Origin of the sequence: Pseudomonas sp. TAA207 (genome assembly GCF_001529285.1) — a bacterium.
In the GTDB taxonomy this organism is placed as follows: Bacteria; Pseudomonadota; Gammaproteobacteria; order Pseudomonadales; family Pseudomonadaceae; genus Aquipseudomonas; species Aquipseudomonas weihenstephanensis.
This window is the reverse complement of sequence record NZ_LLWJ01000059.1, coordinates 83145-101838: the sequence shown is the minus strand read 5'-3', so window position 1 is coordinate 101838 and position 18694 is coordinate 83145. Positions and strand designations below refer to the sequence as shown.

The window sequence follows — 18694 nt, the reverse complement described above, 5'->3', positions numbered from 1 at the left end:
AGAAACATATGCAATGGGAAGTTGTGATCGGGCTGGAAATTCACTCCCAGCTCGCCACCCAATCGAAGATTTTCTCCGGTAGCGCCACCACCTTTGGCTCGCAGCCGAACACTCAGGCCAGCCTGGTTGACCTGGGCATGCCGGGCGTGTTGCCGGTACTCAACGAAGAAGCCGTGCGCATGGCCGTGATGTTCGGCCTGGCCGTTGATGCCGAGATCGTTCAGCACAACGTCTTTGCGCGCAAAAACTACTTCTACCCGGACCTGCCCAAGGGTTACCAGATCAGCCAGATGGAGTTGCCGATTGTCGGCAAGGGCCACCTGGACATCACCCTTGAAGACGGCACGGTCAAACGCGTCGGCATTACCCGCGCACACTTGGAAGAAGACGCAGGCAAAAGCCTGCACGAAGATTTCAGCGGCGCCACCGGCATCGACCTGAACCGTGCGGGCACGCCGTTGCTGGAAATCGTCTCCGAGCCGGACATGCGCAGCGCCAAAGAAGCCGTGGCCTACGTAAAAGCCATGCACGCCCTCGTGCGCTACCTGGGCATTTGCGACGGCAACATGGCCGAAGGTTCGCTGCGTTGCGACTGCAACGTGTCGATTCGCAGATTTGGTGAGGCTGAATTCGGCACCCGCTGCGAGATCAAGAACGTCAACTCGTTCCGCTTCATCGAAAAAGCGATCAACAGCGAAGTTCAGCGCCAGATCGAACTGATCGAAGACGGCGGCAAGGTCATTCAACAGACCCGCCTGTACGACCCGAACAAAGACGAAACCCGCGCCATGCGCAGCAAAGAGGAAGCCAACGACTACCGTTACTTCCCCGACCCGGACCTGCTGCCCGTCGTCATCGAAGACACGTTCATCGAAGACGTGCGCGCGACCCTGCCCGAACTGCCACCGCAAAAGCGCGAGCGTTTCCAGTCACAGTTCGGCCTGTCCGCCTACGACGCCAGCGTGCTGGCTTCGAGCCGCGAGCAAGCGGACTACTTTGAAAAAGTGGTCAGCATCAGCGGCGACGCCAAGCTGGCGGCCAACTGGGTCATGGTTGAGCTGGGCAGCCTGCTCAACAAGCAGGGCCTGGACATCGACCAGTCACCCGTCACCGCCGAGCAACTGGGCGGCATGTTGCAGCGCATCAAGGACAACACCATTTCCGGCAAAATTGCCAAAGTGGTGCTTGAAGCCATGGCCAATGGCGAAGGCAGCGCTGACGAGGTCATCGAAAAACGCGGCCTCAAGCAGGTGACTGACAGCGGCGCGATTGAAAAAGTGCTGGATGAAGTGCTGGCCGCCAACGCCGAGCAAGTTGAGCAGTACCGCGCGGCTGACGAAGCCAAGCGCGGCAAAATGTTCGGCTTCTTTGTCGGCCAGGCAATGAAAGCCTCCAAAGGCAAAGCCAACCCGCAACAGGTCAACGAACTGCTCAAAAGCAAGCTCGAAGGCTAGGTTTCAGGCGAACCCCGTAGCCGCTGCCTGCGGCTGCGGGGCGTTTTTCTGAGTTCTATAAGGATCCCCCATGAAGCGGCTACTCGGCGCTTGCGCCCTGCTCAGCTTGCTCGCTGGCTGCGCCAGCCACGACATAGACCCACGCGGCTATGACGAAACCGGCGTCGCCTCTTATTACGGCGCTCGTCACCACGGTAAACGCACCGCCAGTGGCGAACCCTTCGACCAGCACGCCCTCAGCGCCGCCCATCGCCAACTGGCCTTCGGCAGCCGGGTTTTGGTCACCAATCTAAGTAACAACCAGAGCGTTGTGGTGCGCATCAATGATCGCGGCCCGCACACCCGTGGGCGCCTGATCGATCTTTCACGCCAAGCGGCCCAACAGTTGGGTATGCTGCGCAGCGGCACCGCAAAAGTCCGCATCCAGGGCTTGAGCGACTAAATCAGGGAGCGGCTGCAATCTTGGGCTTGAACGCGTTATCGACATGGAACCTGCTGCAATTGCTCTGCGGCCTCGGGCTGCTAATCGCAGGTGCCGAACTGTTGGTGCGCTGCGCGGTGAGCATGGCGGCAAAAATGAAAGTTCGCCCCTTGCTGATCGGTTTGACCGTGGTCGCACTCGGCAGCAGCGCGCCGCAAATGACCGTCAGCCTGCAAGCGGCCTTCAATGACACTTCAGACATTGCCGTGGGCAGCGTGATCGGTAGCAACATCTTTAACGTTCTGGTCACCCTCGGGCTGTCTGCCCTGATCATCCCGCTGCGCGTATCCCGCCAGTTGGTGCGCCTCGATATTCCGCTGATGATCCTCGCCAGCGCACTGGTCTACGGGCTGGCCTTGAGCAAGGATCTCGACCGACTGGACGGCGTTGTGTTGCTCTGTGCCCTGGCGGTCTATCTGGGCATGCTGCTGCGCCAGTCACGCCACAGCAACCACCATCACGCCAGCCACGACCAGCCGCAACACACGTGGCCACGCAATGTACTGATGATGCTCTGCGCCTTGCTCCTGCTCGGCCTGGCCGGTCATCTTTTGCTGGCTGCCGCCGTCGACGTCGCGACCCAGCTAGGGCTGTCGGAACGCATCATTGGTCTGACCATCATTGCGGTGAGCACCTCCCTGCCCGAGCTGGCCACCTCGCTGATCGCCGCTTTTCGCGGCCAACGTGAGATTGCAGTGGGCAACGTGATCGGCAGCAACGTCTTCAACCTGCTCGGTGTGCTGGGTTTCACCGCTTTGCTGGCACCCGCGCCGCTGTCCGTCTCGCCCAATGCCCTGGCGTTCGACCTGCCGGTGATGCTGGGCGTTGCCGTACTGTGCCTGCCCGTGTTCTACACCGGCTACCGCGTGACACGGGTTGAAGGGCTGCTGTTTCTGGGGTTGTATCTGGCGTATGGCCTGCACGTAGTGTCGTTCACCACCGGTATGCCACTGGCCGGCAAGCTCGAACACCTGATGCTGTTTTACCTCTTGCCGGCACTGTTGGTGTTTCTGCTGTTCAGCACTCTGCGCGCCTGGCGTCGACAACACTGAGGGGCCGTGCGAGGCGCACTCCATACCAAAACGTGCGCAGGGTTTTACACGCCCCAGGCTTAAATCCAGCCACCCCACTGCAACACAAAGATCCCGATATTGGTGGTGATGGCGGCCATCAGTGTGGTGATCACGATAATCGCGGCGGCCAATTCATGATTGCCATTGGCGGCGCGGGCCATCACAAAACTGGCGGCGGCGGTCGGGCTGGCAAAGTACAGAAACAGCGTGCCCAGCTCAGGCCCACGAAAGCCGCACAACCATGCGCCCAACGTGGTGATGATCGGCAAGCTGATCATTTTGACCAGACTCGCACTGAGGGCCAGATCGCCACTTTTGCGTAAGGCGGCCAATGACAGGGTGCCGCCGATGCAGATCAACGCCAATGGCAACGTCATCGCCGCCAGGTATTCGCCACTGGCTTGCAGCCAGGTGGGCAGCGCAATCTTGAACGCTGCAAACGGCACCGCGGCCAGCACGCTGATAATCAGCGGGTTTTTGAACACACTTTTACAGATACTCCACGGATCGGACTTGATCACCGGGCTGTACACCGCCAGTACGATGGTCGACAACGTGTTGTAAAGCAGGATGACCAGCGCCGCGAGCACAGCCCCCAAAGAGATGCCGTAGTCGCCGTACATGCTGGCAGCCAGTGCCAGGCCAATGACCGCGTTGTTACCGCGAAACGCGCCCTGGGTATAGATGCCACGGTCTTCACGCGGGCAGCGCCAGATCGACCATGTCCACGCCAGTGAAAAGCTGAGCAAGGTGGCCGCGCTAAAGTACCCCAGGACTTTGGGTTGTAATGCGGTGCTCAAATCCGCATGCAAAATACCCAGAAACAACAACGCCGGCATGGTGACGTTAAACACCAGAGCCGACGCCGTGTGGATAAAACTGTCGTTGATCCAGCCAACGCGCTTAAGCACGACGCCCAGAAACAACATGGCAAATACTGGAGCGGTGATGGTGAGCGTCTGAAGGAAAATAGCCAGCATGCCAAGCAATTCCGATTGCAATCGTTAGGCGGCTAATCTTATGTCAGCCACTGAGCCACTGCCTAGCCACTGAACACGCGCTGTCGTCGCTGGCGAAGGCCGCGATTTGTAGCGCCCGATTCAAGGGGCTCGCCGCTTGCGGCAGCAACGACAGGCAATGATCAAGCAAACTGCGCGCGCATCCAGCTGTGGTACTCGGCCACGCCGGGATCGCCTTCACGCGGTGCCCAATGGGCCAGTTCGCCCTCACCCACAGGCCGATAAGGCCCTGCTTTGCATTCGAACATCAAACTGTCGGCTTCAAGCACCACCAAACCATGAAACACCCCCGGTGGCAGGTCGACCCCAAGGCATTCGCCTCCCGCCACCAGCACCCGTTTGTCGAGCAACTGACCGTCCTGATCAAATATCAGCACGCCCAACTTACCCTTGAGCACCAACAAGGTTTCAGCCTTGTCACCGCTCAAGTGCCGGTGCGGCGGCACGTAGGTGTCAGGTTGCAGCCCCACCACCATGCGATGGCACGGCTCCTCCATCTGATGCAGGTTGTGGTGCTGACGACCACGGGGGTTACCGGCCGCTTTCTCAGCCAGTTCGTTAAACAACGTTTGATCGAGAAAGCTTGGGGTAATCATGGTTTCAACGTCCTTGTTTACATACCTTTAACGGCATAAATGCCGGCGGCGTTACGCCAGTAGCCTTTGTAGTCCATGCCATAACCGAAGACATAACGGTCCACGCACGGCAGGCCCTCATAGTTGGCTTTCAGGCCGGGACTGGCTTTGCGGTCATGGTCTTTATCTATCAGCACGGCAGTGTGCACTTGACGCGCGCCCGCATGGTGACAGAAATCAACGATAGCGCTCAGGGTGTGACCTTCATCCAGAATGTCGTCGATGATCAATACATGACGGTCCATGAACGACACTTCAGGCTTGGCCTTCCAGAACAGATCGCCACCGCTGGTTTGGTTGCGATAACGCGTGGCGTGCAAGTAAGACGACTCAAGCGGGAATTTCAGATGGGTGAGCAGCTTACCGGCAAAAATCAGCCCGCCGTTCATCACACAAAAAACCACTGGATTCATCTCGGCCATATCGGCCGTGATTTGCGCGCCAACGCGGGCAATGGCCGCCTCGACTTCAGCTTCGGTGTACAGGCAGTCAGCCTCTCGCATGATTTGACGGATATGCTCGAGATCAGCAGACATGACGCTCTCCAGGGGGGGTTGCTCAAGAAAAGCGGGCAAAGGTACGCATCCGCATGGCTCAGATCAAGCGTTTATGGACTAACGTGCACTAATGTCTGTAGGACATCACCCCGGATTAGATTAATCTAGGCCGGTTTTTTTGCCTGCCCCCGGAGTTTTCCCCTATGCCCATCCGTGAGATCCGACATCCACTGATCCGTCACAAACTTGGCCTGATGCGCCGCGCCGACATTAGCACGAAGAACTTCCGCGAGCTTGCTCAGGAAGTAGGCGCGTTACTGACCTATGAAGCCACCAGCGACCTGACCCTCGAAACCTACGAGATTGAAGGCTGGAGCGGTCCTGTACAAGTTGAAAAAATCGCCGGTAAGAAAATTACCGTGGTGCCTATCCTGCGCGCCGGTATCGGCATGCTTGAAGGCGTACTGAGCCTGATCCCGGGTGCCAAAGTCAGCGCTGTCGGCGTGGCCCGTAACGAAGAAACCTTGCAGGCGCACACCTACCTGGAAAAACTCGTACCGGAAATCGACGAACGTCTGGCGATGATCATCGACCCAATGCTGGCCACAGGCTCCTCGATGGTTGCCACCATTGACCTGTTGAAGAAAGCCGGCTGCAAAGAAATCCGCGCCATGGTGCTGGTAGCTGCCCCAGAAGGCATTGCCGCCGTTCAAGCCGCTCACCCGGACGTGACCATCTACACCGCGTCGATCGATAACCGTCTGGACGAACACGGCTACATCATTCCGGGCTTGGGCGATGCCGGCGACAAGATCTTCGGCACCAAGCAAAAGGACGCATAACATGCAGGACGAGTTCAACGACCCGCTCTGGCGCCAGATTATTTCTGGCGCGCAGATGCTCTTCGTGGCCTTTGGCGCGTTGGTGTTGATGCCTTTGATTACAGGCCTGGACCCTAACGTCGCGCTGTTCACGGCGGGTCTCGGGACTCTGCTGTTCCAGATCGTTACCCGGCGCCAGGTGCCGGTCTTTCTGGCTTCGAGTTTCGCCTTCATTACCCCGATCATTCTCGCCAAGGGCCAGTTCGGCCTCGCCGCGACCATGGGCGGCGTAATGGCAGCCGGTTTCGTGTACACCTTTCTTGGCTTCGCCGTAAAAATTAAGGGCACCGGTTTCATTGATCGCCTGCTGCCACCGGTGGTGATTGGCCCGGTGATTATTTCGATCGGTCTGGCAATGGCCCCGATTGCCGCACACATGGCAATGGGCCGGGCAGAAGACGGCACCGAACTGATCCACTACCAAACCGCCATGCTGATCTCGATGCCAGCGTTGCTGACCACACTGATCGTGGCGGTCTTCGGTAAAGGGATTTTCCGTCTGGTGCCGATCATTGCCGGCGTCTTGGTAGGTTTCGCGTTGGCGTTCTACTTTGGCGTCGTCGACACCGCCAAGATCGCTGCGGCCCCCTGGTTTGCCCTGCCGCACTTCACGGCACCGGAGTTCAACTGGCAGGCGATTCTGTTTATCGTCCCCGTGGCCCTGGCCCCGGCCATTGAACATATCGGCGGCGTTATCGCTGTAGGCAGCGTGACTGGGCGTGACTACCTGAAAAAGCCGGGGCTGCATCGCACGCTGTTCGGTGACGGCATTGCCACCACCGCCGCAGGCCTGCTGGGCGGCCCACCCAATACCACCTACGCCGAAGTGACAGGCGCCGTGATGCTGACCAAGAACTACAACCCGAAAATCATGACCTGGGCGGCGATCTTCGCTATCAGCCTGGCATTTGTCGGTAAGTTCGGCGCACTGCTGCAAAGCATCCCAGTGCCTGTCATGGGCGGGATTCTCTGCCTGCTGTTCGGCTCGATTGCCGCCGTGGGGATGAACACCCTGATTCGCCATCAGGTAGACCTGAGCGAAGCGCGCAATCTGGTGATCGTCTCGGTGACCCTGGTATTCGGGATCGGCGGCGTACTGATCGGTACGGGGATGGGGCCTGAAGACTTCGGTCTTAAAGGCATCGCACTGTGCGCCATTGTGGCGATAGCGTTGAACCTGATCCTGCCCGGCAATGACGCCTGGAAAAAGAAGAAAGGTGACGAGCCGATTCTCTAAAACCCTGTAGGCGCGAGCTTGGCGTTGCCGTTGCAGAAGGCGACGTCCGATTGCGAAGCGCTCGTAAAGCTGATGACTGCGGTGTCTGTGAGACACCGCGCTCAAGGGTTTTACGAGCGCTTCGCGCCCGGACGCAGCCTCGCGCTACTCGTCAGCGGCTACAGGTTTTGCGTGCGCTACAGCGCCAACGGCGCTCTTTCACACAACGTATTCAATGCTGCCGCCCACTGCGGGCTGTCATTGAGACACGGCACCAGCACCAACTCTTCGCCCCCCGCCTCAATAAATTGCTCACGTCCGCGATCGCCAATTTCTTCCAGCGTTTCGATGCAGTCGGCCACAAACGCCGGGCACATGACCAATATCTTCTTCACGCCCTCTTTGGCCAACGCATCCAGCCGAGCCTCGGTGTAGGGTTCGATCCATTTCGCTCGTCCCAAGCGCGACTGGAACGCTACCGACCATTTACCGTCTGGCAAGCCCATGCGCTGGGCAAACGCTTGAGCTGTGCGCAAACACTGCGCGCGATAGCAGGTGGCCAATACGGCAGGTGAGGCGTTTTGGCAGCAGTCTTCACGTTTAAAACAGTGATTGCCGGTAGGGTCGAGCTTGTGCAAATGGCGCTCGGGCAAGCCGTGAAAACTCAGCAACAGGTGATCGTAATCCTGCTCCAGGTGCGGCTTGGCACTGGCCACCAAGGCATCCAGGTACTCGGGCTGGTCGTAAAACGGCTGCACAATCGAGAACTGAATCGGTAGTTTCTTGACCTTGACCACGCGCCTGGCTTCCTCAATCACCGTGGTCACGGTGCTGTCGGCAAACTGTGGATAAAGCGGCGCCAAGGTGACCTTTTTAATGCCTTGAGCGGCCAACCGGGTAAGCACGGTTTCAATCGACGGCTCGCCATAGCGCATGGCCAGCTCCACCGGCCCCTGCGTCCACTCCTGGGTCATGGCCTGCTGCAAGCGACGGCTGAGCACCACCAAAGGCGAGCCTTCATCCCACCAGATAGACGCGTAGGCATGTGCCGATTGCTCAGGGCGCTTGATCAGGATCAGCGACACCAGCAAACGTCTGACAGGCCACGGCAAGTCGATGACGTAGGGGTCCATCAAAAATTGGTTCAGGTAACTGCGTACATCCGCTACCGAGGTAGACGCCGGCGAACCTAGGTTAACCAGCAACAGCGCGTGGTCGGTCATGCAACATCCTATTTCAGAGGCGGGCGGACACATCATCAAGTGCCGCACGCAAATCGGTGAACTGAAAAGTGAAACCGGCTTCCAGCAATCTGGCAGGTGTTGCGCGCTGGCCACCCAATAATAATTGCGACATCTCGCCCAACAGCACACGCAATACAAACGCCGGCATGGGCATAAAGGCCGGGCGATGCAGCACACGGCCCAAGGTCTTGGCGAACTCTGCGTTACGTACCGGGTGCGGCGCGCAGGCATTATAAGGACCCGTCGCGGCATTCTCATGCACAAGAAAATCAATCAGGGCAATTTGGTCATTGATATGAATCCACGGCATCCACTGCCGACCATTGCCTATTGGCCCACCCAAGCCCAGCTTGAAAGGCAGCCGTAAACGCGACAAAAAGCCGCCATCGGCCGACAACACCAAACCCGTTCGCACCAGCACCACACGGATGCCCAGAGCCTGCGCCCGTTGCGCGGTCTCTTCCCATGCGATGCACAAATGGCTGGCGAAATCTTCGTTCACCGTAGGCGAGTCCTCGGTCAACTCGCGCTCAGCGCCGTCCCCATACCATCCCACGGCAGAGCCAGAGACCAAGACCGAAGGCTTGTATTCGCGGCTTTCGAGCCAAGTCAGAAGGGTTTCTGTGAGCGTGATCCGGCTGCTCCAAAGCAACATTTTGCGTTTACGCGTCCACGGCCTGTCGGCGATGGGCGCGCCTGCCAAATTGATCACCGCATCCACCGGTTCCTGCCCAAGCGCATCGAGACGGGCGATACCTCTTACACCCGTGCCGCACAGTTCACTCACCTGCTCCGGTCGCCGGCTCCATACCGTCAAACGATGACCTTGCGCCAACCAGTGACGACACAGTTGGCGGCCTATCAAGCCCGTACCGCCTGTCAGCAATATGTGCATCAGTTCAACCTCGCAGGGAGTTTTATCGCAAGCACTGGTCTATTTTTAAACAAAGACCCATTTCATCGGTCTGCTGGCTTGCATGAAGAATAGGCCAAATGACCCCGGCGAGCACGCAGAAACCTATACTAATAAATAGATTTGTACAGGTATTATCGACAACGTCGTCTGTGCAAACAGGAATCGAGGCCAATATGACTGTACCTATCGCAATAATCGGCACCGGAATTGCCGGGCTTTCGGCTGCACATGCCCTGCACAAGGCAGGGCACGCCGTGCACCTGTTCGATAAAAGCCGCGGCAGCGGCGGGCGCATGTCGAGCACACGCAGCGAGGCCGGTGCGCTCGATCTGGGTGCGCAGTACTTCACAGCCCGCGACCGGCGTTTTGTCGATGAGGTTCAACACTGGCAAGCCAAAGGCTGGGCTAGCGAGTGGGAACCCCACCTGTATAACCACAAAAATGGCCAACTGACGCCCTCTCCCGACGAGCAAATTCGCTGGGTCGGCAGCCCGCGCATGAGCGCCATTACCCGGGGCCTGCTGGAGCACCTGACAGTGACCTTTACTTGCCGCATTACAGACTTGATTCGCGGCGAAAAACATTGGCACCTGCAAGATGCAGACGGCAAGGATCACGGACCGTTCAGCCATGTGATCGTGGCCACCCCCGCCCCCCAAGCCACGGCGCTGCTGGCCAGCGCGCCGAAACTGGCCAGCGCCGCAGCCGGGGTCAAGATGGACCCGACCTGGGCGGTGGCGCTGGCATTCGAAACCGCCCTCGACACCAAAATGGATGGCTGCTTTGTACAAGACAGCCCGCTGGACTGGCTCGCGCGAAACAGCAGTAAACCCCTGCGTGACAGCCAGCCCGACACCTGGGTGCTGCATGCCACCAGCGCCTGGAGCCGGCAAAACCTCGACCTGAGCAAAGAGGCCGTGATTGAACAGCTGCACGGCGCATTTGCCGAGCTGATGCACGTCGCGATTCCGGCGCCTATTTTCACTCAGGCCCACCGCTGGCTGTATGCCCGGCCCGCAGCAGCCCACGAATGGGGCGCTTTGGCTGACGCCGACCTGGGCCTTTATGCCTGCGGCGACTGGTGCTTGTCCGGCCGGGTCGAAGGCGCATGGCTCAGCGGCCAGGAGGCAGCACGCCGCCTACTTGAGCATTTGGAATGAATGGCCGGCGATTGAGGCCACTGCCGAGCAGTGCATGATAATACCTATACAATAAGTTTGACTTGTACAATATCAAGCCTATGATGACCTCAAGTTGTACATCAATAAAAAGATGTACAAGAAATTCTTGGAGGTTCATCCCATGGCCTGCATCGCCACTACCGGACACAAACCGAAAATAGCCATCAGCGCCTGCTTGCTGGGTGCTGAAGTGCGCTTCAACGGTGGGCACAAAGAATCGCGCCTGTGCAGCCAGGCCTTAAGTGAACATTTCGAATTTGTGCCGCTGTGCCCCGAAGTGGCCATCGGTCTGGGTATTCCGCGTCAACCCATCCGTTTGATAGGTGATCCTGCGCAGCCTCTCGCGGTAGGCAGTGTCGACAGTGCGCTGGACGTGACCCGGCCCCTGCACGATTACGGTGTGGCAATGGCGGCTTCCCACACGGATATTTGTGGCTACATCTTTATGCAAAAGTCGCCTTCGTGTGGCCTTGAGCGGGTCAAGGTGTATCAGGACGGGGGGCGACCTGCCGAGTTGAGCGGGCGCGGCATCTACGCCCATGCGTTCTGCGCGGCTCACCCCGACTTGCCGGTCGAAGAAGACGGCCGCCTGAATGACCCGGTGCTGCGCGAAAACTTCATGACCCGGGTGTACGCCTACAGCGCCTGGCAGGCCCTGCTCAAGCAGGGCATCACCCGCCGCACCCTCACCGAGTTCCACGCGCGCTACAAATACCAACTGATGGCCCATCACCCGGTGCAGTACAAAACCCTGGGCAATTTACTCGGCAGCCTCGGCAAGCAAGACCCGCGAGAGATTGCGCCGCAGTACTTCAGCGAGCTGATGAAGGCCCTTAAAAAATGCGCCACCCGCCGCACCCATACCAACGTGTTGCAGCACCTGAGCGGCTACCTAAAACAGTCGATCAGCTCCGCTGACAAACGCGAAATGCAGCACCTGATTGGCCAATACCTGCAAGGCATCGTGCCATTAGTGGTGCCGCTGACCTTACTCAAGCATCACTTTCGCCTACACCCCGACCCTTACATCTCGCGTCAGGTTTACCTGCAACCGCATCCGGAAAATCTCAGCCTGCGAAATGCTATCTGACCATGAATGATGACTTGATCATGTCCAATACCCCTCACACCGACTACAGCCAGGCACTGGTTGAAGGCTGGCTGCCCATTCGTGATGTGTCACGCATCACGGGGGTGAACGCCGTGACCTTACGCGCCTGGGAACGCCGCTATGGCCTGATCGTGCCGCAGCGCACGGCCAAGGGCCATCGCCTGTTCTCGAATGAACATATCCAGCGTATCCAGCACATATTGCTGTGGCTCAATCGCGGGGTTGCCGTCAGCCAAATCAAACCCCTGCTCGATGCCCCCGCCGCGCCTGACGACTCACTCGCAAATGACTGGCAGGTCTGGCGGCAAACCCTGATTCAAGCCATCAGCGAATTGGCAGAGCGCAAGCTGGATGACTGCTTCAACCAAGTGATGTCGCTCTACCCGGCACGCGCCTTGTGCGAGCAATTATTGATTCCGTTGCTCAAAGAGCTGGAACAACGCTGGCAAGGCCAGTTTGGCGCCCAACTGGAACGCGTGTTCTTCCACTCCTGGTTACGCAGCAAATTGGGCGCACGGATTTATCACAACAACCGCTCGCTCAGCGGCGACCCGGTGTTATTGATCAATCATTCTGATCTGGCGTTCGAACCTCATCTGTGGCTCAGCGCCTTGCTCATCAGCAACAGCCACTGCCCGGTTGAAATGTTTGATGCCCCACTGCCGGTCGGAGAACTGGGGCTGGCAGTTGAGCGCTTAAAACCACGCGCCGTGGTGCTGTACTCCAGCAAAACGCTGAACACCCACCAACTGCCAAAACTCTTGAACGGCATCGAGTGCCCCATCGTGATTGCCGGACCAACGGTATGCATCCATTACGACTTGTTGTCCGTAAGTACGACTGAGATCGCTGGACTGTGTCTGGCCAACGACCCCATTGAGGCCCACCAACGCCTCTTTCAACTCGGGCTGGTGTAGCACCGCGCTATTGCTCAAGGAACTGACATGCAACTTATCTGGCTACGAAGCGACCTGCGCCATCTCGACAACACCGCCCTGAGTGCTGCCACTCACCGCGGCCCCACCACAGCCGTGTACCTGATCAGCCCGCAACAATGGCTGGCCCATGACGACGCACCGTGCAAAGTCGATTTTTGGTTGCGTAACCTGCGCACGCTGAGTGACAGCCTGCAACAGCTCAATATCCCGCTGCTGATTCGCACCTGCCCGACGTGGGATCAAGCGCCCGCGGTGCTGCTGCAGTTATGCCAACAACTGGGCGTGCAAGCGCTGCACACCAATCAGGAATACGGCATCAACGAGACCCGACGCGATGAGGCGGTGGCTCACACCCTTGAAGCCCTGGGCATCGAGTTCCACTCTTACTTGGACCAACTGTTGTTTCAGCCGGGCAGCATCTTGACGCAATCGGGCTCCTACTTTCAGGTCTTCAGCCAGTTTCGCAAAATTTGCTACAACCGCTTGCACATGGCCATGCCACAAACCGTCGCACCGCCCAAAGCCCAGGCGCCGCTCAATATTGAGCGCGATGCCGTGCCGGACTCCGTGCAAGGTTTTGCATCACCCAGCGCATCAATTCGTGCGCTCTGGCCTGCCGGCGAAGAGGAGGCACAGCAACGTTTGGCGCGCTTTGCCGATCAACAGATTCACTATTACCAGGACGAACGCGACTTACCGGCCAAGCCCGGCACCAGCCAGCTTTCAGCTTATTTGGCCGCCGGGGTCATCTCGCCTCGCCAATGCCTGCGCGCCGCCTTGCAAAGCAATAACGGCGAGTTCGAAAGCGGCAGCCCCGGTGCGTTTACCTGGATCACCGAACTGCTGTGGCGCGAATTCTACAAACACATAGTGGTCGGTTACCCACGCGTCTCTCGCCATCGTGCCTTTCGACTTGAAACCGAGTATTTGCCGTGGCGCGACGCCCCCCAAGACTTGGCCGCCTGGAAAGAGGGCCGCACCGGCTTCCCGATCATTGATGCCGCCATTCGCCAATTGCTGGACACCGGCTGGATGCACAACCGCCTGCGCATGGTAGTGGCCATGTTCCTCACCAAAAACCTGTTGATCGACTGGCGTGAAGGCGAGCGTTTCTTTATGCAGCACCTGATCGACGGCGACCTGGCCGCCAACAACGGTGGCTGGCAATGGAGTTCGTCTACCGGCACCGATTCGGTCCCCTATTTCAGAATTTTCAATCCCCTGAGCCAGTCCGAACGCTTCGACCCCGACGGGGTTTTCATCAAACACTGGCTGCCCGAACTGGCGGATCTGAACAAAAAACAGGTGCATAACCCGGCCTCGGCAGGCGGGTTGTTTGGCGTAGCAGATTACCCGGCCCCCATCGTCAACTTGAGCCAAAGCCGCGAACGGGCCCTGAGCGCCTTCAAAAACTTACCCTCCAAACAAATGCTCGAGGTGAGCCATGGCTGACGGGCGACGGATTTGGCTCACAGGCGCCAGCAGTGGCATGGGCGTACACATGGCCGAGGAGCTGCTAAAAAGCGGCGCCCGCCTCGCATTGACCGCCCGCACACTGGCGCCGCTTAAAGCCTTGTCCGATCGCTACCCAGGCCAAGTACTCCTCGTGCCGGGAGATTTGACTGACCGCCCGCAGGTGCGTGAAATCGGCAACCGCATCACCCAACTCTGGGGCGCTCTGGACACGGTGATCCTCAACGCGGGCACCTGCGAATACGTGGACGTGCGCCATTTTGACGCCACGGTGATTGAGCGCGTGGTGCGCACCAACTTGCTGGCCACCAGTTATTGCCTTGAGAGCGCGTTGCCTTTACTGCGCGCCGGTTCGCGCCCGCATGTGGTGGGCGTGGTCAGTTCGGTCACCTATTGGGCACTGCCACGCGCCGAAGCCTATGGCGCATCCAAAGCCGGCCTGCGCTACTTGCTCCAATCCCTGCGTATCGATCTGGCCCAGGAAGGGATTGACGTCACCCTTGTCAGCCCGGGCTTTGTCGACACCCCGCTGACAGAAAAAAATGACTTTCCGATGCCCATGCGCTGGCCTGCGCACAAAGCCGCCCGGCATATTTGCCAGCGCCTGCAAAAACGCCCGCTGGAGATCGCCTTCCCGACCCTGTTCATTGCCACATTGCGACTGTTGGCGAGCCTGCCAAAACGCCTCCAAGTGGCGTTGGGCAGACGCTTGGCGCGCACCTCTGACGGAAAACCATCATGAAGATCGCGATCATTGGCAGCGGCATCTCAGGGCTGACCTGCGGTTACTTACTGCACAAAGCGCACGACATCAGTGTGTTCGAAGCCAGTGACTGGATCGGGGGGCATACGCACACCGTCGAGGTCAATGTAAACGGCCAGACCCATGCCGTGGACACCGGCTTCATTGTGTTCAATGACTGGACCTACCCCAATTTCATCACGCTGATGACGCAACTGGGCGTGCGCTCCAAGGCCACAGAAATGAGCTTTTCTGTGCACGACACCCACAGCTCGCTCGAATACAACGGCAATACCCTCAATAGTTTGTTTGCCCAGCGCAGCAACCTGTTGTCGCCCAGGTTCTGGGGCATGTTGCGCGATATCGTGCGATTCAACCGCGAAGCCATTCGCGATTTGGAGGAGCAACGTATTGCCAGTGACACCCAGCTGGGCGACTACCTGCAGCAGCGCGGCTATGGCACACGCTTTATCGAGCACTACATCGTACCGATGGGCGCCGCGATCTGGTCCATGTCACTGGACGACATGCTGCGCTTTCCGCTGCAATTCTTTGTGCGTTTTTTCAAAAATCACGGCTTGCTCAGCGTCAGCAATCGCCCGCAATGGCGTGTGATTGAAGGCGGCTCCAGTGCCTATATCAAACCGTTGAGCGCAGGTTTTGCCGACAACATCCACCTTAAGTGCCCGGTCACCCAGGTCGAACGTTACGAACAAGGTGTACTGATACACAGCGGCGCAGGCACTGAACGTTTCGACAAAGTCATTTTTGCCTGCCACAGCGATCAAGCCCTCAAGCTGCTGGCCGCCCCGTCAGCCGCCGAGCAACACATCCTCGGCGCGCTGCCCTATGCCGACAACGATGTGGTGTTGCACACCGATACCCGCCTGTTACCTGATCGAAAACTGGCGTGGGCCAGCTGGAACTATCGTTTGGGCAACGCAGGACAAAAACGTGCAGCTGTGACCTATGACATGAACATCCTGCAAGGCATCCAGAGCGAGACCACTTTTTGCGTCAGCCTCAACCAAACCTCAGCGATTGATCCGCGCAAAGTACTGGCCAGCTACACCTACGCTCACCCGCAATACAGTTTGGCTGGCGTAGCGGCTCAAGCCCGCTGGCAAGAGCTGCTGGGGCCTCAGCACAGCTATTTTTGTGGCGCCTATTGGGCCAATGGCTTCCATGAAGACGGCGTGGTCAGCGCACTGCGCGTGGCCAAAGCTTTCGGCCAAACGTTATGAACAGCGCCCTGTACAGCGGCTGGATCGCCCATCGACGCTTTACACCGCGTGGTCATGCGTTCCGCTATCGCATCGGCCTGCTGTATCTGGACCTAGATGAGCAAGACGCTGTGCTGGGGCTGTCACCGCTGGCCGGCAAAAGTCGCTTTGCGCCCTTCTCCTTTCGTGAAAGCGATTACTTAAAAACCTACACCGAAACCGGCATGCGCCTGATTGATGCAGTGCGCCAGCAAGTGGGCATAGCGTTAGGCCGCACGCCACAAGGTGCGGTTCGTTTATTGACTCAAGCCCGCAGCTGGGGGCTGTCCTTCAACCCGGTGAGTTTCTTTTACTGCTACGAAACGGATGGAAAACTGGCCGCCATCCTGTGCGAAGTGACCAACACACCGTGGCGCGAACGCTACCACTACGTACTCCCCGTCGAGGGTGACAGCTTTGCGCATGTCGCCGTGGCCAAGGCCTTTCACGTCTCGCCGTTTTTGCCCCGCGATCTGGAATACCGCATGAGTTTCAGCCCTCCAGGCGCCCGTCTTGGGGTGCACATGGCGGACTGGCAAGGTGAACTGAAGGTCTTTGATGCCACGCTCAACCTGCACCGTACAGAACTGGACCGCGCGAGTTTGCACCGCTACCTGCGCCAATTTCCGTGGATGACGGCCAAAACCTGCCTGGCCATTTACTGGCAAGCCTTACGCCTTTTTCTTAAACGTACACCGATTGTTTCTCACCAGGCCGCCGACGGCGCCTTTCGCATTGCTGCCCTGCAACCCAAGGATCAACGCCATGAAAAGCCCTAGTCTGGTGAGCAAGTCCTCGCTCTCGAGCACCCACAATCTGACCAGCGTGCTGTTAAGGCGCGGGGTGATGCACCAATTGAATCAATTGAAAAATGGCCATCTGGTCATCATCGAAAACGGTGAGCCGCATGTTTTCGGGGATCGCAGTGCGAGCATGGTCGCTGAAGTACAGATTCACGACGCCAGCGTGTGGGGCATGATCGCCAGCAACGGCTCGATTGGCGCAGGCGAAGCGTTCATACACGGCTACTGGAGTTCACCCGATCTGACCAAAGTGATTCAGGTACTGGTCAGTAACATGCAGGTACTGGATGCCCTGGAAGGCGGGCTGGCGCGACTGGGGCGGCCGTTGATTCGCGCTCTGCATTGGGTCAATCGCAATACGCGTAAAGGCTCACAAAAAAATATTGCCGCGCATTACGACTTGGGCAATGAAATGTTCGAGCAGTTTCTCGACCCCACCATGATGTATTCCGCGGCGCAGTTCCTCAGCCCCGACGACACGCTGGAGCAGGCCCAGCTCAATAAACTGGAGCGTATCTGCCAAAAACTCAACCTCAAACCCGAAGACCATTTACTGGAAATCGGTACGGGTTGGGGCAGCATGGCACTGTTCGCCGCACAGCATTACGGCTGCAAAGTGACCACCACCACCTTGTCCAAAGAACAGTTCGACTACACCCAGGCCCGCGTTGAAACCCTGGGCTTACAGGACCAAGTGACCTTGCTGCTGGAGGATTACCGCGACCTGACAGGGCAATACGACAAGCTGGTGTCGATTGAAATGATTGAGGCGGTCGGTCATCGCTTCTTGCCGAACTATTTCAAGCAATGCTCGCACTTGCTCAAACCCCACGGTTTGATGCTGCTGCAAGCCATCACCATTCGCGAACAGCGCTACGAACAGGCCAAAAGCAGTGTGGACTTTATCCAACGCTACATTTTCCCCGGTGGCGCATTGCCCAGCGTGCAAAAAATGCTGGCCATTGTGGGCAGCGATACCGACATGAACCTCATGCACATGGAAGATTTTGGCCTGCACTACGCCAAAACCCTGCGCCTGTGGCATGAGAATTTTCGTCGCGCCCACGGGCGTTTGACGGAGCTGGGTTACGACGAGTACTTCCTGCGCTTGTGGGAGTTTTACCTGTGTTACTGCGAAGGCGGCTTTTTGGAGCGCAGCATCGGCACCGCACAATTACTGTTGGCTAAACCCGCCGCCATGAACCCACCATTACTCGGCCGCTTCAATGCTTGAAAAGCAGCTGGCCAATGCCGTGCTGTTTCAGCTCGGCTGGTTTGCCTGTGTGTTGGGCGGCAACAGTGCCTGGCTCTGGCTGGCGGCTGGCGCGCTGCTGATCCACGTGGTGTGGATAAGTCGCTCATGGGCCGAACTGCGTTTGATGGTGTGCGTGTGCATGCTCGGTACGCTGGTCGACAGCCTGCTCCTCAACGCGGGCGTGTTTGCGTTCACGCAGGCCCAGTGGCTGATCCCGTTCTGGTTGATAGTGCTTTGGGCCTTACTGGCGACGACGCTGAACCATTGCCTGGCATGGACCGCACAACCTCGTTGGCGGGCCGCACTGCTGGGTGCCATCGGCGGCCCGCTGTCCTATTACGCCGGGCAACGGCTGGGAGCCGTGACGTTCCCGTTCGGTGTGTGGCCAACGCTGCTTGGACTAGGCGTGTTGTGGGCGGGATTGTTTGCAGCACTGCAATGGATAGCCGCAAAACACGTCAACACCCGTAGCCGTGAGCTTGCTCGCGATCCGACTTAACCACGGTGCGACGC

Annotated in this window: 19 protein-coding genes; 14 read left to right on the top strand and 5 right to left on the bottom strand. The window is 58.4% G+C overall.

The window, feature by feature from the left end; all coding sequences use genetic code 11:
- The first annotated feature begins 8 nt into the window (after window positions 1–8).
- From gatB to AP059_RS06775, 3 genes are all read left to right on the top strand, one after another.
- Entirely contained in the window at window positions 9–1454 is a 1446-nt protein-coding gene (gene gatB, locus AP059_RS06785; protein WP_048400247.1) for an Asp-tRNA(Asn)/Glu-tRNA(Gln) amidotransferase subunit GatB, read from the top strand.
- 70 nt (window positions 1455–1524) lie between these two features.
- On the top strand, window positions 1525–1896 hold the full coding sequence (locus tag AP059_RS06780) for a septal ring lytic transglycosylase RlpA family protein (RefSeq protein WP_059762467.1): 372 nt from the start codon (window positions 1525–1527) through the stop codon (window positions 1894–1896).
- Window positions 1897–1946: 50 nt separating this feature from the next.
- Window positions 1947–2987 (top strand): calcium/sodium antiporter, encoded by a 1041-nt coding sequence (locus AP059_RS06775; RefSeq protein ID WP_059762516.1) that lies wholly within the window; start codon window positions 1947–1949, stop codon window positions 2985–2987.
- A gap of 59 nt (window positions 2988–3046) precedes the next feature.
- Here the strand turns inward: AP059_RS06775 and AP059_RS06770 are convergent, their stop codons facing one another.
- From AP059_RS06770 to AP059_RS06760, 3 genes are all read right to left on the bottom strand, one after another.
- Window positions 3047–3988 (bottom strand): AEC family transporter, encoded by a 942-nt coding sequence (locus tag AP059_RS06770; RefSeq protein WP_059762465.1) that lies wholly within the window; start codon window positions 3986–3988, stop codon window positions 3047–3049.
- A 161-nt stretch (window positions 3989–4149) separates the two neighbouring features.
- Window positions 4150–4623 (bottom strand): WbuC family cupin fold metalloprotein, encoded by a 474-nt coding sequence (locus AP059_RS06765; RefSeq protein ID WP_059762462.1) that lies wholly within the window; start codon window positions 4621–4623, stop codon window positions 4150–4152.
- A 17-nt stretch (window positions 4624–4640) separates the two neighbouring features.
- The gene (locus AP059_RS06760; protein ID WP_048363129.1) at window positions 4641–5198 is read right to left on the bottom strand and encodes a hypoxanthine-guanine phosphoribosyltransferase; all 558 of its coding nucleotides are present in this window, start codon (window positions 5196–5198) and stop codon (window positions 4641–4643) included.
- Window positions 5199–5362: 164 nt separating this feature from the next.
- Here AP059_RS06760 and upp point away from each other — a divergent pair, with 164 nt between their 5' ends.
- Window positions 5363–6001, top strand: a complete 639-nt coding sequence (gene upp / locus AP059_RS06755) for a uracil phosphoribosyltransferase (protein WP_048363128.1) — start codon at window positions 5363–5365, stop codon at window positions 5999–6001.
- 1 nt (window position 6002) lies between these two features.
- Window positions 6003–7277, top strand: coding sequence for a uracil-xanthine permease family protein (locus AP059_RS06750; RefSeq protein ID WP_048400254.1), 1275 nt, complete (start codon window positions 6003–6005; stop codon window positions 7275–7277).
- A gap of 176 nt (window positions 7278–7453) precedes the next feature.
- Here the strand turns inward: AP059_RS06750 and hemH are convergent, their stop codons facing one another.
- The gene (gene hemH, locus AP059_RS06745; RefSeq protein ID WP_059762460.1) at window positions 7454–8479 is read right to left on the bottom strand and encodes a ferrochelatase; all 1026 of its coding nucleotides are present in this window, start codon (window positions 8477–8479) and stop codon (window positions 7454–7456) included.
- A 13-nt stretch (window positions 8480–8492) separates the two neighbouring features.
- Window positions 8493–9395 (bottom strand): TIGR01777 family oxidoreductase, encoded by a 903-nt coding sequence (locus AP059_RS06740; RefSeq protein WP_059762459.1) that lies wholly within the window; start codon window positions 9393–9395, stop codon window positions 8493–8495.
- A 194-nt stretch (window positions 9396–9589) separates the two neighbouring features.
- On the opposite strand from AP059_RS06740, the gene AP059_RS06735 reads away from it, so the two are divergent.
- From AP059_RS06735 to AP059_RS06695, 9 genes are all read left to right on the top strand, one after another.
- Entirely contained in the window at window positions 9590–10576 is a 987-nt protein-coding gene (locus AP059_RS06735) for an NAD(P)/FAD-dependent oxidoreductase (RefSeq protein ID WP_059762456.1), read from the top strand.
- A gap of 142 nt (window positions 10577–10718) precedes the next feature.
- A complete protein-coding gene (locus AP059_RS06730; RefSeq protein WP_059762454.1) occupies window positions 10719–11687 on the top strand; it encodes a YbgA family protein in 969 nt (322 codons plus the stop codon).
- Between the two features lie 2 nt (window positions 11688–11689).
- On the top strand, window positions 11690–12625 hold the full coding sequence (locus AP059_RS06725) for a MerR family transcriptional regulator (RefSeq protein WP_059762452.1): 936 nt from the start codon (window positions 11690–11692) through the stop codon (window positions 12623–12625).
- 27 nt (window positions 12626–12652) lie between these two features.
- Window positions 12653–14098, top strand: coding sequence for a deoxyribodipyrimidine photo-lyase (gene phrB, locus AP059_RS06720; RefSeq protein ID WP_059762451.1), 1446 nt, complete (start codon window positions 12653–12655; stop codon window positions 14096–14098).
- The gene (locus tag AP059_RS06715) at window positions 14091–14861 is read left to right on the top strand and encodes an SDR family NAD(P)-dependent oxidoreductase (protein WP_059762449.1); all 771 of its coding nucleotides are present in this window, start codon (window positions 14091–14093) and stop codon (window positions 14859–14861) included. Before phrB ends, AP059_RS06715 begins: the two co-directional genes overlap by 8 nt.
- On the top strand, window positions 14858–16105 hold the full coding sequence (locus AP059_RS06710; RefSeq protein WP_059762447.1) for an NAD(P)/FAD-dependent oxidoreductase: 1248 nt from the start codon (window positions 14858–14860) through the stop codon (window positions 16103–16105). The genes AP059_RS06715 and AP059_RS06710 overlap by 4 nt, the downstream gene beginning before the upstream one ends.
- Window positions 16102–16902 (top strand): DUF1365 domain-containing protein, encoded by an 801-nt coding sequence (locus tag AP059_RS06705; protein ID WP_059762445.1) that lies wholly within the window; start codon window positions 16102–16104, stop codon window positions 16900–16902. Before AP059_RS06710 ends, AP059_RS06705 begins: the two co-directional genes overlap by 4 nt.
- Entirely contained in the window at window positions 16889–18160 is a 1272-nt protein-coding gene (locus tag AP059_RS06700; RefSeq protein WP_059762441.1) for an SAM-dependent methyltransferase, read from the top strand. Before AP059_RS06705 ends, AP059_RS06700 begins: the two co-directional genes overlap by 14 nt.
- Window positions 18153–18680: a DUF2878 domain-containing protein gene (locus AP059_RS06695; protein WP_059762439.1), complete on the top strand. Its 528-nt coding sequence runs from the start codon at window positions 18153–18155 to the stop codon at window positions 18678–18680. The genes AP059_RS06700 and AP059_RS06695 overlap by 8 nt, the downstream gene beginning before the upstream one ends.
- Window positions 18681–18694 lie beyond the last annotated feature (14 nt).

What these genes read in the sequence shown, in the direction of transcription:
- gatB (WP_048400247.1), top strand. Translation starts at nt 9, where the DNA reads ATGCAATGGGAAGTTGTGATCGGGCTGGAAATTCACTCCCAGCTCGCC.
- AP059_RS06780 (WP_059762467.1), top strand. Translation starts at nt 1,525, where the DNA reads ATGAAGCGGCTACTCGGCGCTTGCGCCCTGCTCAGCTTGCTCGCTGGC.
- AP059_RS06770 (WP_059762465.1), bottom strand. Translation starts at nt 3,988, where the DNA reads ATGCTGGCTATTTTCCTTCAGACGCTCACCATCACCGCTCCAGTATTT.
- AP059_RS06765 (WP_059762462.1), bottom strand. Translation starts at nt 4,623, where the DNA reads ATGATTACCCCAAGCTTTCTCGATCAAACGTTGTTTAACGAACTGGCT.
- AP059_RS06760 (WP_048363129.1), bottom strand. Translation starts at nt 5,198, where the DNA reads ATGTCTGCTGATCTCGAGCATATCCGTCAAATCATGCGAGAGGCTGAC.
- upp (WP_048363128.1), top strand. Translation starts at nt 5,363, where the DNA reads ATGCCCATCCGTGAGATCCGACATCCACTGATCCGTCACAAACTTGGC.
- AP059_RS06750 (WP_048400254.1), top strand. Translation starts at nt 6,003, where the DNA reads ATGCAGGACGAGTTCAACGACCCGCTCTGGCGCCAGATTATTTCTGGC.
- hemH (WP_059762460.1), bottom strand. Translation starts at nt 8,479, where the DNA reads ATGACCGACCACGCGCTGTTGCTGGTTAACCTAGGTTCGCCGGCGTCT.
- AP059_RS06740 (WP_059762459.1), bottom strand. Translation starts at nt 9,395, where the DNA reads ATGCACATATTGCTGACAGGCGGTACGGGCTTGATAGGCCGCCAACTG.
- AP059_RS06735 (WP_059762456.1), top strand. Translation starts at nt 9,590, where the DNA reads ATGACTGTACCTATCGCAATAATCGGCACCGGAATTGCCGGGCTTTCG.
- AP059_RS06730 (WP_059762454.1), top strand. Translation starts at nt 10,719, where the DNA reads ATGGCCTGCATCGCCACTACCGGACACAAACCGAAAATAGCCATCAGC.
- AP059_RS06725 (WP_059762452.1), top strand. Translation starts at nt 11,690, where the DNA reads ATGAATGATGACTTGATCATGTCCAATACCCCTCACACCGACTACAGC.
- phrB (WP_059762451.1), top strand. Translation starts at nt 12,653, where the DNA reads ATGCAACTTATCTGGCTACGAAGCGACCTGCGCCATCTCGACAACACC.
- AP059_RS06715 (WP_059762449.1), top strand. Translation starts at nt 14,091, where the DNA reads ATGGCTGACGGGCGACGGATTTGGCTCACAGGCGCCAGCAGTGGCATG.
- AP059_RS06710 (WP_059762447.1), top strand. Translation starts at nt 14,858, where the DNA reads ATGAAGATCGCGATCATTGGCAGCGGCATCTCAGGGCTGACCTGCGGT.
- AP059_RS06705 (WP_059762445.1), top strand. Translation starts at nt 16,102, where the DNA reads ATGAACAGCGCCCTGTACAGCGGCTGGATCGCCCATCGACGCTTTACA.
- AP059_RS06700 (WP_059762441.1), top strand. Translation starts at nt 16,889, where the DNA reads ATGAAAAGCCCTAGTCTGGTGAGCAAGTCCTCGCTCTCGAGCACCCAC.
- AP059_RS06695 (WP_059762439.1), top strand. Translation starts at nt 18,153, where the DNA reads ATGCTTGAAAAGCAGCTGGCCAATGCCGTGCTGTTTCAGCTCGGCTGG.